This is a genomic window from Proteus appendicitidis (assembly GCF_030271835.1).
Classification (GTDB): domain Bacteria; phylum Pseudomonadota; class Gammaproteobacteria; order Enterobacterales; family Enterobacteriaceae; genus Proteus; species Proteus appendicitidis.
On sequence record NZ_CP127389.1, the window covers coordinates 1,416,441 to 1,429,560 of the forward strand.

The 13,120-nt window shown below is 36.7% G+C and carries 9 protein-coding genes; 6 read left to right on the plus strand and 3 right to left on the minus strand.

The window, feature by feature from the left end; genetic code table 11:
• Positions 1–78: 78 nt before the first annotated feature.
• Positions 79–1,203, minus strand: coding sequence for a YcbX family protein (locus tag QQS39_RS06445; protein ID WP_151434722.1), 1,125 nt, complete (start codon positions 1,201–1,203; stop codon positions 79–81).
• A gap of 108 nt (positions 1,204–1,311) precedes the next feature.
• On the opposite strand from QQS39_RS06445, the gene rlmKL reads away from it, so the two are divergent.
• The 6 genes from rlmKL to rmf all read left to right on the plus strand — a co-directional run bounded on the left by rlmKL (position 1,312) and on the right by rmf (position 9,855).
• Complete coding sequence (gene rlmKL, locus QQS39_RS06450; protein ID WP_285805583.1) at positions 1,312–3,426, plus strand: bifunctional 23S rRNA (guanine(2069)-N(7))-methyltransferase RlmK/23S rRNA (guanine(2445)-N(2))-methyltransferase RlmL; 2,115 nt, start codon at positions 1,312–1,314, stop codon at positions 3,424–3,426.
• A 6-nt stretch (positions 3,427–3,432) separates the two neighbouring features.
• Entirely contained in the window at positions 3,433–5,361 is a 1,929-nt protein-coding gene (locus QQS39_RS06455; protein ID WP_285805584.1) for an ABC transporter ATP-binding protein, read from the plus strand.
• 85 nt (positions 5,362–5,446) lie between these two features.
• The gene (gene pqiA / locus QQS39_RS06460) at positions 5,447–6,736 is read left to right on the plus strand and encodes a membrane integrity-associated transporter subunit PqiA (RefSeq protein ID WP_285805585.1); all 1,290 of its coding nucleotides are present in this window, start codon (positions 5,447–5,449) and stop codon (positions 6,734–6,736) included.
• Positions 6,729–8,381: an intermembrane transport protein PqiB gene (pqiB, locus tag QQS39_RS06465; protein WP_151434726.1), complete on the plus strand. Its 1,653-nt coding sequence runs from the start codon at positions 6,729–6,731 to the stop codon at positions 8,379–8,381. Before pqiA ends, pqiB begins: the two co-directional genes overlap by 8 nt.
• The gene (pqiC, locus tag QQS39_RS06470) at positions 8,381–8,953 is read left to right on the plus strand and encodes a membrane integrity-associated transporter subunit PqiC (protein WP_285805586.1); all 573 of its coding nucleotides are present in this window, start codon (positions 8,381–8,383) and stop codon (positions 8,951–8,953) included. Before pqiB ends, pqiC begins: the two co-directional genes overlap by 1 nt.
• 731 nt (positions 8,954–9,684) lie before the next feature.
• Positions 9,685–9,855 carry a ribosome modulation factor gene (gene rmf, locus QQS39_RS06475; protein ID WP_023581348.1) on the plus strand — a complete coding sequence of 57 codons (171 nt, stop codon included), beginning with the start codon at positions 9,685–9,687 and terminating at the stop codon, positions 9,853–9,855.
• Positions 9,856–10,075: 220 nt separating this feature from the next.
• Here rmf and QQS39_RS06480 read toward each other — a convergent pair whose 3' ends face one another.
• Both QQS39_RS06480 and mdtN read right to left on the minus strand, forming a co-directional pair.
• A complete protein-coding gene (locus tag QQS39_RS06480) occupies positions 10,076–12,073 on the minus strand; it encodes an FUSC family protein (RefSeq protein ID WP_285805587.1) in 1,998 nt (665 codons plus the stop codon).
• A 25-nt stretch (positions 12,074–12,098) separates the two neighbouring features.
• On the minus strand, positions 12,099–13,115 hold the full coding sequence (mdtN, locus tag QQS39_RS06485) for a multidrug transporter subunit MdtN (RefSeq protein ID WP_285805588.1): 1,017 nt from the start codon (positions 13,113–13,115) through the stop codon (positions 12,099–12,101).
• Positions 13,116–13,120: the final 5 nt, after the last annotated feature.

Consider the following 13,120-nt stretch of genomic DNA (forward strand, 5'->3'; position numbering starts at 1 on the left):
AAATAAACTATTTTATTTAAAATAAAAAAAGAAGATAAGGGCAAATTACCTTCTTTTAATTTGTGATAAAGATAAGCGTTATTTTTTATTAAGTGAAAGTCTCACATTGCCGTTAGGAACACAGCTACAGGCTAAAATTTTACCTGAGCGTTTAATTGCTCCGGCTTTTAATGCATTAACATCGCCTTCATCTAATTGGATAACACAAGAGCCACAAAGACCGGCACGGCAACTATAAGGGATAGCATAGCCATTATTTTCAAGCTGTTCTAATAACACTTCTTGGTTATTACCCTCAAAAGCTACACCATTAAATTCAATGCTAACAGTTTGTGCTTGAGTGCTTTCCACCGCTGGTGTGGCTTGTGTTTCTATAGGTGCTGTTACAATATAGTGCTTTGCTTCTTTATAAGCTAATACTTCAACTGTATCCCCCACACGAATAATCCCTGTTTGACGAATGATGACATTTTGACCAAAATCGACATCGCCTGTTTCATCACTACGGAATGTTTGCAGTGTTGCGAGGGGTTCTGTGTTAGGATGTTTCACGCCTTTATCAATACTAATTGTGGTCATAATGCAACGACTACAAGGTTTCATCAGATCCATCACAACAGAGCCAATACGAATAGTCTGCCAAGTATCTTCTTCAAAAGGCTTTGCACCTGTTATGAGGATATTGCCTCGAAATTGCTCAATATTAATGGAAGCAGGGCAACGCTGTTGTAAGTATTGAAATGAGGCTTCATTAATTAATAAGTAAGGGTAACCATCAGCGAAAGAAACAGCGGTTTCTGGATTTTTTTTCACTCGACGTGTCGATTTTTCGCCAGTCCAACGAAGTTGAACATCCATTTTTAAATAACGACTGAACCACTGATTTATTTCATCTGGAGCCACATACGCGGTAAAATGGTTGCCCCAAACTTCTGTCGGTTGCAATGTGGTTTCAAAATCTTGATAGGTGATAGCAATACCTTCACCATCAGGAGCTTGAATATAAATACCATTTGCCATGACAGTGGGAATAAAACACAGCAAAACGGGAAATTTTCGTGCCGTGATAAAAGTCCCTTCAGGGGTGGTTATCATAAAATCGCGATCAAACGTGAATCCGCTCTCACGAGCAAATGCATGAGAAAGTCGAATTCCCTTCATTGATTTAACTGGGTGTATATAAAGGCGTGAAACGTTGATCATCAGTGCTCCCAAAAAGACATTATTATTTTTTATAGCCAGTAACTTTATGACAACGTAATACAATTAGCTATAATGCCCAACAATTTTATTTTAGGTGGTAACAATATTATGCGCTCTCTGTTTGCCAGCACAGGCCGAGGTCTGGAAGAACTATTAAAATCTGAACTTGAACACTTAGGTGCTCAGGCTTGCCAGATAACACAAGGCGGTGTTTATTTCCGTGCTGATGATAAAACCATGTATCAGTCTTTACTTTGGAGCCGTTTAGCGTCGCGTATTATGTTGCCGTTAAATGAATTCAATGTTTATAGTGATCTAGACTTATATCTTGGTGTGCAGGCAATTGATTGGAGTGAGATTTTTACTGTTGATCAGACTTTTGCTATTCATTTTAATGGCACGAATGACATTATTCGCAATAGCCAATATGGTGCATTAAAAGCGAAAGATGCCATCGTTGACTCATTTCAACGTAAAGTAGGGCAACGTCCGGATGTCGCTAAACAATCTCCTGATATCCGTTTAACTATTCACCTTCATAAAGAAAAAGCCTCTCTATCTTTAGATTTAAGTGGTGATGGTTTACATCAACGTGGCTATCGTGACTTAACAGGGCAAGCGCCTTTAAAAGAAAACTTAGCTGCTGCAATTATTATGCGTTCAGGCTGGAAACTTGACACACCATTAATCGATCCAATGTGTGGCTCCGGTACATTATTAATTGAAGCAGCGATGATGGCGACAGATTGCGCTCCAGCATTAAATCGTGTGCATTGGGGATTTCGTCATTGGTTAGGTCACGATGAAGCATTATGGAAACAAGTGACTCATGAAGCTTTTGCTCGTTTCCGTGAAGGTAAAAAGAATACCACTGCGCGTTTCTATGGTTTTGATGTTGATAAACGTGTATTGGATATGGCAAGAGCCAATGCTCGCAGAGCGGATGTTGCTGAACTGATCACATTTGCTCACGGTGATGCAGCTAAACTGACAAACCCAGTTTCAACAGAAATAAAAGGGACAATTATCAGTAACCCACCGTATGGTGAGCGTTTAGAAAGCGAGCCTGCATTAATTGCACTGCATAGCCAGTTAGGAAGAGCGATAAAAGCACACTTCCCAGGTTGGAGATTGTCACTATTTAGTGCATCACCTGAACTGTTAAGTTGCATTCAATTACGTGCTGAAAGAGAGTTCAAAGCAAAAAATGGCCCTCTTGATTGTGTACAAAAAAACTATTTACTTTCTGATACACCATCAACGATTAACACCGGGCTTGCGGAAGATTTTGCAAACCGTTTACGTAAAAATGAGAAAAAACTCGCGAAATGGGCAAAACAACAGCAAATTGAATGTTATCGTTTATACGATGCTGATTTACCTGAATATAATGTTGCTGTGGATCGTTATGGCGATAAAGTGGTTATTCAAGAATATGCACCACCTAAAACAGTTAATGAGCACAAAGCTCGCCAGCGTTTATTTGATGTGATTAGCGCAACAATGGAAGTATTGGCATTACGTTCGGATCAACTGATTTTAAAAACGCGTCAACGCCAAAAAGGTAAACAGCAGTATGAAAAAATGGCCGAAAAAGGTGATTTTTTCTTAGTTGATGAGTTTGGTGCAAGATTTTGGGTAAATCTAACAGATTATCTCGATACAGGGTTGTTCTTAGATCACCGTATTGCACGAAAAATGCTGGGTGAAATGAGTAATGGAAAAGATTTCTTAAATCTTTTTGCTTATACCGGTACAGCTTCTGTTCATGCGGGAATTGGTGGTGCAAAAAGCACAACAACCGTTGATATGTCTCGTACTTATCTTGAATGGGCGGAGAAAAACTTTCAAGCGAATGGCTTATCAGGTAGACAACACCGTTTAATGCAAGCAGATTGCATTCAATGGTTAATGCAGAGCAACGAACAATTTGATGTGATCTTTATCGATCCGCCTACGTTTTCTAACTCAAAACGAATGGAAAACACCTTTGATGTACAGCGTGATCACATTGAACTAATGAAACATCTAAAACGTTTGTTGAGAAAAGGTGGAACAATTATGTTCTCAAATAACAAACGTGGATTCAAAATGGAACATGACGAGTTAGCAAAAATTGGGTTGTGTGCAAAAGAGATAACACAGAAAACATTATCACAAGACTTTGCACGTAACCGCCAAATTCACAATTGCTGGCTGTTAACTCATGCTAGTGAGGAATAATTTACAATGCCGTTAATTAGTTTGACTGGGGCTTATTTATCTTTCAGCGATGCCCCACTATTAGATAGCACCGATTTATTTATTGAAGAAAATGAACGCGTTTGTTTAGTTGGGCGCAATGGTGCGGGTAAATCAACACTATTAAGAGTGTTATCTAAAGAGCAACCTTTAGATGATGGTCAAGTTGTTTATGAACAAGATCTTGTGACTGCTCGCTTACAACAAGATCCGCCAAGAGATATTGAAGGCACTATCTTTGACTTTGTTGCCGAAGGTGTTGAAGAAGATGCTAAATACCTAACGGATTATCACCATATTTCTAAACTAATTGAGACAGATCCTTCTGATAAAAATCTCAATAAAATGGCTGAGCTACAAGAAGTACTTGATAGTCGTAACTTGTGGTTACTTGATAGCCGAATTGCCGAAGTGCTAGAAAAACTCGGTTTAGATGGTGAAGCAGAGCTTTCTTTTTTATCCGGTGGTTGGTTAAGAAAAGCAGCATTAGGGCGCGCATTAGTCAGCGCACCAAGAGTACTGTTTTTAGATGAACCAACAAACCACCTTGATATTGAAACGATCCTTTGGCTTGAGAAATTCTTAAAAGATTTCCAAGGTAGTATCGTATTTATTTCCCATGACCGTTCATTTATCCGTAATATGGCAACGCGTATTATCGATCTTGATCGTGGCAAACTTTCTTCATGGCCGGGAAATTACGATAAATATCTTGAAAGCAAAGAAGAAGCATTGCGTGTTGAAGAACAACAAAACGCAGAGTTTGATCGTAAATTAGCACAAGAAGAAGCGTGGATACGCCAAGGCATTAAAGCACGACGTACTCGTAACGAAGGTCGTGTAAGAGCATTAAAAGCACTGCGTGTAGAGCGCAGCGAACGCCGTGAAGTGCTAGGCAGTGCTCGTATGCAGGTCGAAGAAGCGACGCGTTCTGGTAAAATTGTTTTTGAACTTGAAGATGTTAATTACAGCATTGGAATGCGTAAGCTAGTTCGTGACTTTTCTGCCAAAGTACAACGTGGCGATAAAATTGCGCTGGTGGGGCCAAATGGTTGCGGTAAAACCACTTTATTGAAACTCATGTTAGGCGATTTAAAAGCAGACAGCGGACGAGTTCATTGTGGTACTAAGCTTGAAGTGGCTTACTTTGATCAGCACCGTGCGGCACTTGATCCTGATAAAACAGTAATGGATAACCTTGCTGAAGGTAAGCAAGAGGTGATGGTAAATGGTCGTCCTCGCCATGTGCTTGGTTATTTGCAAGACTTCTTATTCCCACCTAAACGTGCGATGACGCCTGTTCGCGCACTTTCAGGCGGTGAGAGAAACCGTCTGTTACTGGCACGTTTATTCTTAAAACCGAGTAACTTACTGATCCTCGATGAGCCAACCAATGATCTCGATGTTGAAACATTGGAATTATTAGAAGAGCTGGTTGATGCTTATCAAGGCACTGTTTTACTGGTTAGCCATGACCGTGAATTTGTTGATAATAGTGTTACTGAGTGTTGGATCTTTGAAGGTGATGGTGTTATTAACAGCTATGTTGGCGGATATTACGATGCTCAGCAACAACGAGCGCAGACGGTTTCACTAAAGAGTGAGACAAACAAATCACGCAACGTACCAGAAAAAGCTGAAAAAGAAGCAAAAGTGAAAGATAGCTCTAAAAAGAACACTCGTAATAACAAATTAAGTTATCATTTGATACGAGAACTTGAGCAACTTCCTGCTAAATTAGAAAGCTTAGAAACGCAGTTAAGTGCATTACAAGAAGAAGTGAGTGGGGCAGATTTCTTTACTCGTCCTCATGAAGAGACAGAAAAAGTCTTAAAGGCGCTTGCAGATAAAGAACAAGAGCTTGAAACGGCTTTTGATAGATGGCAAGAGCTGGAAATGATGCAAAACGGCGAGTAGCCAACTGAAAGCGGGGCATTATGCCCCGTTTTAATTCCTAGATTAAATATTCTTTTATTGATTATTCTAAATAAGAGGTGTCGCTGTGTGCTCTGGTCAACAACATCGTCATGAACATAAACATGAGCAAATATTATGTCCTCAGTGCGATCTGGTGGTCAGTGTTCCTGAATTAGTACAAGGAACAAAAGCAACATGCCCTCGTTGCCATACTGTGCTAACTGCACGTTGGCGCCAACCTTTTTATCAACCTGTTGCATTAGCAATCAGCGCATTATTTATGTTGTTAATGGCGAGCCAATTCACTTTTGTTAGTATGGAAGTGGCGGGTATTACCAATAATGTCACATTGATGCAAATTCCAACGGTGATGTTTAGCGAAAACTACGTTGAGCTAGGTGCCTTTTTCCTATTGTTTGTGCAGATTGTGCCCGCTTTTTGCATGATCGCAATCTTGCTTCTTTGCACACCCATTAAATTACCAAGAAAATTACAAATTTGGTTATCGCGTATTTTATTTCAACTAAAATCGTGGTGTATGGCAGAAATTTTTCTTGCGGGAATTTTAGTTAGCTTTGTAAAATTAATGGCTTATGGTGATATTGGGTTGGGATTAAGCTTTCCACCTTATGTGCTTTATTGCTTATTTCAAATTCGTGCTTTCCAGTGTCTTGATAGACATACCTTATGGGAAAAATTAGAGCCTCGTCCTGCTTATCCTGACATAGAATCGGGTAAACCGGGATTAAAACAAGGTGTAAGATTGTGCCGTTCATGTACGGCAATTTTACCTGCCGACCAATATGAATGTAGTCGTTGTGAAGTGAAAGGACATGCAAGAAAACCGAAAAGTTTGCAATGGACAGTATCACTGTTGATTACTTCGTTGATCCTCTATATCCCCGCGAATTTATTACCGATTATGGTGACAGAATCACTGGGTAATAACCTCTATTCAACCATTATGGCTGGGGTTATTTTGTTATGGGAAGATGGCTCTTATCCTGTTGCCATGGTGATATTTATTGCCAGTATTATGGTGCCAAGTTTAAAAATGCTCGCAATTGCTTGGTTGTGTTGGGATGCACACAAATCTAATGGAAAAAGAGATCCTGCTAGAATGCATTTTCTCTATGAAGTTGTTGAATATGTAGGGCGTTGGTCGATGATTGACGTCTTCGTAATTGCTGTTTTAGCTTCATTAGTCAGAATGGGACGTCTGATGAGCATCTATCCTGATTTTGGTGTGGTGCTATTTGCATTGGTTGTAGTGCTAACTATGTTCTCTGCAATGATGTTTGATCCTCGGTTGACGTGGGATAAGTGTACAACCGATGATGATAAACCCACGATTAAGGAGCCTAAGGGTGACTGAAAAGAATGAAACTGCTTTAACTGAAGCAAAAATTAACAAACTAAAAAGCTGGTCTCCAGTTTGGATCATACCACTTGTCACTTTACTGATTGGTGCGTGGATACTTTATTATCATTTCAGCCATCAGGGACCAGAAGTTACATTAATTACCTATAATGCAGATGGCATTGAAGCTGGTAAAACTAAAATTAAAAGTCGCAGTGTGGATATTGGCTTAGTTGAAAGTGTCACACTCGATAGCAATTTTAGTCGCGTTATTATTACGGCTCGTCTTGATAAAGAGATGAAAGAGTTATTACGCGCAGATACTGCATTTTGGGTTGTAAGACCTCAGGTCGGTAAAGAGGGTGTAACGGGCTTAGGTACCTTGCTTTCGGGTGCTTATATCGAATTGCAGCCGGGATTAAAAGGTAAAGAAGTCGATGAATTTAATCTTCTCGACTCGCCTCCATTGGCGTCACCAGATGCAAAAGGTATTCGTATCAATTTGGTAAGTGAAGCCGCTGGTCAATTAAATGCGGGTGATCCTGTTTTATTTAGAGGCTACCAAGTCGGCTCTGTTGAAACCAGTGAGTTCAACATTGAGAGCCGAGATATGCACTATCAACTCTTTATCAAAGCACCTTATGACAAAATGGTGACCTCAAATGTTCGATTCTGGAAAGATTCCGGTATCGCTTTTGATATGTCTTCATCGGGTGTGCGTGTTGAAATGGCATCACTTTCTACACTCTTTAGTGGCGGTGTCAGTTTTGATGTTCCTGCGGGATGGGTACCCGGTGATCCTATTGCACCTAAAACAGAATTTAAGCTCTACGACAATGAAAAGAGCATTCAAAACTCGCTATATACCGACTATCGTAGCTACATTATGTTTTTCTCTGATTCTGTAAGAGGATTGCAAGCAGGCGCTCCCGTCGAATTCCGTGGGATCCGTATGGGTACAGTTGTACAAGTGCCTTATTACACTAAAGGTATGCAACAATCGCTAGATAAAGATTTTCGTATTCCAGTGCTTATCCATGTTGAACCAGAGCGTTTTGCCAATGATGTCGGTGAAAGTTTCGACTTCGTTAAAGAAATCACTTTTGCTTCTAATAATGGGCTAAGAGCATCATTGAAATCAGGTAACCTTTTAACTGGGGCGCTTTACATTGATCTTGATTTCTATCCTGACGAAGCTAAATGGGAAGGACCTCAAGAAGTTGCAGGTTACCAACAAATTCCGACGGTTAGCTCTGGTTTAGCGCAGATTCAGCAAAAAGTGATGACATCACTGGATAAGATCAACAATCTTCCTGTTGAACCAATGCTTAAAGAGATGACTGCAACATTATCTGAAAGCCAAAAAGCAGTCAGTGAAGCTAAAGAAACACTGAAGTCATTGAATGCCATGATTGGTAGTGATGAATTTAGAAATCTTCCTAACGATATTCAGCAGTCATTGAAAGAGATTAATCGCAGTATGCAAGGCTTCCAACCAGGCTCTCCTGCATACGGAAAAATGATCGATAATATGCAGCAGGTTGATCAGGTTTTAAGAGAAATGCAGCCTTTATTGAAAACATTGAACAATAAGAGCAATGCATTAATTTTTGAAGCGAAGGAAGGTAAAGATCCAGAACCGAAGAGGGCTGAAAAATAATGAAATACATCATTGGGGTATTTGTATTGATGTTAACGGCATGTTCAAGTCAGATTGATAAAACGTATTATCAGTTGCCCGATGTTTATCAAGGTGGCATGTCAGAACAAGTCTCGACAACACAGTCAGCCAAGAAGCCTCAAATTTGGGTTCAGCCGATCCGTTTGTCTAATATGCTAATTAATGCAGGAATTGTTTATCAAACGACGGATATTAACTATACCGTGGCTAATCAGCACCTATGGATTAATCCACTTGATCAGCAATTACAACAGAACCTTATTTCCGGTTTAACAAAAGCATTGCCGGGCACAGTTGTTGCTAATCAACCTGTTGAAGATAGCTTAGCGAAATTAACGGTCACCGTTAATTACTTTCAAGGCCGTTATGATGGACAGGTAATTATTTCAGGTGACTGGATTTATACTGAAAATAATAAAGTGATTAATCAGCCATTCTCTTTAGTTTTAACACAAACTGAAGATGGTTATCCTGCTTTAGTGCGTACATTAGGGCAAGGCTGGGAGCAAGTGGTTTCTGATATAGCGAAAGCAATTCAAGCTCAATACTAACTGACTTAGTATCGTGTTTATTCAAACCCAATATTCTCTTAAATTGTCTTTAAGTTGAATATTGGGTTTTTGTTTCTTTAGAAAAGAATAAAAAACAATCAGTTAGAAAACCTTAAAGGAAATATCTCACTGCAATTAGTGGGGCATTTTGGCAACAAAGGCATAACGCTTTCTTCAATTGAGAAGATTATTTTGCAGAAGATATGGAATTGGTATTTAAAGAGTCTGAATTAATAGATGTATATAAGAGGCATTAATCGCTTATTTTACCTTCAATGATGGCTAATTCCTTAATAAAACAAAGGTAATTAAAAAGAGTTTTCTACAAAAAAATAAAAATAGAGCAAAAAATTATATATATAAACCAAGTCTTATATTGACATAAATTTTAAAATAAACATTATTTTATCTTAATTAAATTATTGGTTACATAAAATAAAAATAAAGAAAGTTATTTTTATTTATAAAAATTGATTAAATATCAACATATTGTGATTTGTTCTAATATAACTTATTAAAATGATTAGATAATATTTTAGTCGAATTATTAGATAAAATAAATAATAACATTAAGTATTAAATTTATAGTTGGTTCAACATCACAAATATGACATTTGTATTAACTTCTTTACTTGCTTAAATGTGCAATAAAGCGTATCAATTTATAGTGGTTGTTGAAAAAACAATCATTATCTTTCCGCTTAAACTTAGAACGTGAGGGTTGTCTAGATATGAAAAGACAGAAACGAGATCGTTTAGCAAGAGCATTATCGAAAGGTTATCAAGCTGGTATGCAAGGTCGTTCAAAAGAACTTTGCCCTTATTTCGCCATTGATGCGCGTTCACATTGGCTTGGAGGCTGGCGACAGGCGATGGAAGATCGCCCGAGTCTGGTAAAATAAATAACCCGTCGCAGTGAAATAGATAATAGTTTATTTTTAGCTATATTAAATATTATCACTAAGATTTTACCGACAATCAAAACGAGGGTTATTTATATATATTCCTATGTACATATTGAACATAGGACAATTTGAGTATAAATAACAAACAATCAAATTGGATATAAAAAGGCTTACATTTTGTAAGCCTTTTGCATTTATCATTTTATAATTAAACAGATTAACGACCTAAATTAAAGAAACTGTTCATGCTTAGCTCAAAGTTTTGCATTAATTCTTTTAAGTTATTATTTTTAACTTTATTAAGATCAGGGTAGCGTGGGCGATTAGTACGGGCGCCTTGTAATCTAAGTGTTATGAGGAATAAATTATTTTTATATTGATTAATAATTTCAGTGTTACTTTCTATCGCTTTTTGATCCATTGTTTTTTTACTATCATCAAATTGTAAAAGTAATTTTTCATAGTTATAAATGATATTTTTTAATAAATAGAAAATCTCTTGTGTATGCTGATTAAAATTATCGTGTGACCCTTCATTATTTACCCATGTTGGCTCAATACTTACTCGTGAAATAAATTCATTACACTCAAAGAGTTTTATTGCAATATCTTCGCGTGTTAGCTTCATCCCTTGCTTATTTTTCGGACTCCATTTATTTCTGACTAATTCTATAATAGAGGCAAGTTTTCCTAAAACTATCGCCCCTTCTCTTTCTGGAGAGATGAAGATATGTATTATACTACCTAATATGATACCTAAAATTATACCAATAATACGATCCCGAACAGCCGTAAGTTCATAAACAGGGCCCGTTGTTTCTAATAAAGCTAATGAAAATGTAAATGCTATTTGAATACCTGCATAGCTAATATTTTCTTGCCCCGTTGCCACCCATCCAGCAAGAAAAAAAACGGGAATTATCAATAATAATAAACCAAAAATAGAATTTATTTGGTTGGTGATAAACATTATTGAAAATAGCGCAAAAGCCGCACCAATAACTGCGCCAGATAAACGCAAAATAACTTTACGTTGAACATTGCCTAATCCAGGTTGAGCAATAATTAGGCAGCTTAACATAAAGGTGCTAATCCCAGTCCAATCAGTTAATGTATAAATAAAATAACTAACTAATACAGAGAGTAATGTTTTTAATGCAAAGATGATGTATCGACTATTAGTAAAAGCATCTTCGATCCAAAAACGTTCTTTAGGTTGATCAACCTTATTTAAAATTAATTCAACTTCCTCTTTACTAAGGTAATTTTTTTCACTTTCTAAATATCTTTTTAGTGCCGAATAGATCCTATTTAGAATCACATTATTTGTAGTTTTATAATGAATTATATCTTGTTCAGATAATGATTTTTTTTCTAGTGATAATTTTATATTTTCTAGCGTATTGGCTAGTTGTGCAGCAAATATTTTATCTTCCTCATTAGCTAATTCTTGAGGTAGTTTTGCTGATAAATTTCGAATTTCAGAAATAAAGGTTATTTTTTCAATATAGTATTGTTTATCTAGTGTGTTATTTTTATCTCGCATAATACTAAAGCGCAGATATTTATACATGGCTTGTAGGTCCATGCCTACTTGAACAATATTATGATCTTTTTCGGTAGATGAAATTGTAGGATCAATGCATTTATTAATAATTTTAATTTGATAAATTAAAAAATTAGTAAGCTGTTTTTCGGGTTCAATGGGTAATAAAAGTGTATTAACTATCAGTGTAACAACTATAGTATAAATAACAGAAACCCAAACCCATAAAATTGATCTAACAAGTAGTTCTGCATTAGGTGCAATATCAACAAGGGATTGTGAATAAATAACAACGATTGAAATAATATAAAAGAGAATTCCGACTTTTGTTGTTCTCATTAAAAAAAAGCTAATTAGAAAAACAAGGGAGGAAAGTAATATTCTGAGAAAAGGGGAATTCCAAGTTATAATAATGATTAGAAGAGATACCAATATTGCTAATGTACCTGCAATAATAAATAGAAAGCCGATTATTTTTGTAATAACAATATTTGTTTGAGTTAGAAAGAAGACAACAATAATAGAAAGAGGAATATAGGGTATTTGCAGGGATAGTGAAATAATTACAACCAAAACGCATGATATTACTGTGCGTACTGTTTGGTTCATTCTTCCTGGGTAAGGTAATAAAGCATTCTGAATATTTTCTAAAATTGAGTTCTCTTTCATTATTTTGTTCTTCCTTAATGACTTATCATTTATCGCGGTGAATAATGACAACGGAAGAAGCACCAATACGGAATAAATCAGGATCAGGATCAGCAATACGTATTTTTACAGGAAACCGTTGTGAGACATGGACCCAATTAATAGAACGACTTACTGACGGTAAACCGCCAATAATTATTCCTTCATCTGTGGGAGCAACACCATAACTAATTGAGTCAACAACACCAGAAAAAGATTTATTTGTATCGCTCATAACAAACACTTGTGCTGGAGAGCCTTTATGAAGTCCTTTTAAATCTGTTTCACGGAAATTTGCGATGACAAACCATTGTTTTGTATCAATTAAGGTCATAATGGCTTGAGAGGGGGAGGTATATTGCCCTACAGTGGTTTTTAGTGATGTTACTATGCCATCAAAAGGGGCTATGACTTCTGTATATTGTAAATTAAGCTTCGCTTTTTCAATTTGAGCAACGACTTCATTACGTTGAGCTTCTAAAGCCTCAATACCATCAATCGCTAGAATTGCTTGTTTGGCTTGTAATTGTAAAGCTTTATAAACAGCCTCATCACTATTTTTCTTTGTTAATGCTTGATTTATCTCTTCTTTAGAAACATAGCCTTTTTTAACTAAAGGGAGTTTTCGATTATATGAATCGAGAGATTGTAAAAATTGAACTTTTGCACTTTCAACTTGTGCATGAATAGCTTCAGCATTTTTTTCTTGAGAACTGATTGAGCGTTGCATTAATTTTATTTGTTCTTCAAGCGTTTTTTGTTTAGCTAAATTATAGTTTAAATCAGCTTGATAAAGCTGAGGGTCTATTCGATAAAGTAAGTCGCCTTTTTTGACTAGCTGATTATTCTCGATAGGAAGCTCAATAATTTTACCATTAATTTCAGGTACTACATTAATTGTATCTGCGTAAATATAAGCATCATCTGTTCTTGGTGCATTATTAACATTCCAAAGCACTATCCCTAATACAATTAATGTGATTAATAGAAGTAATAGGCTATATATTTTACGTACTAATATCATCTCTA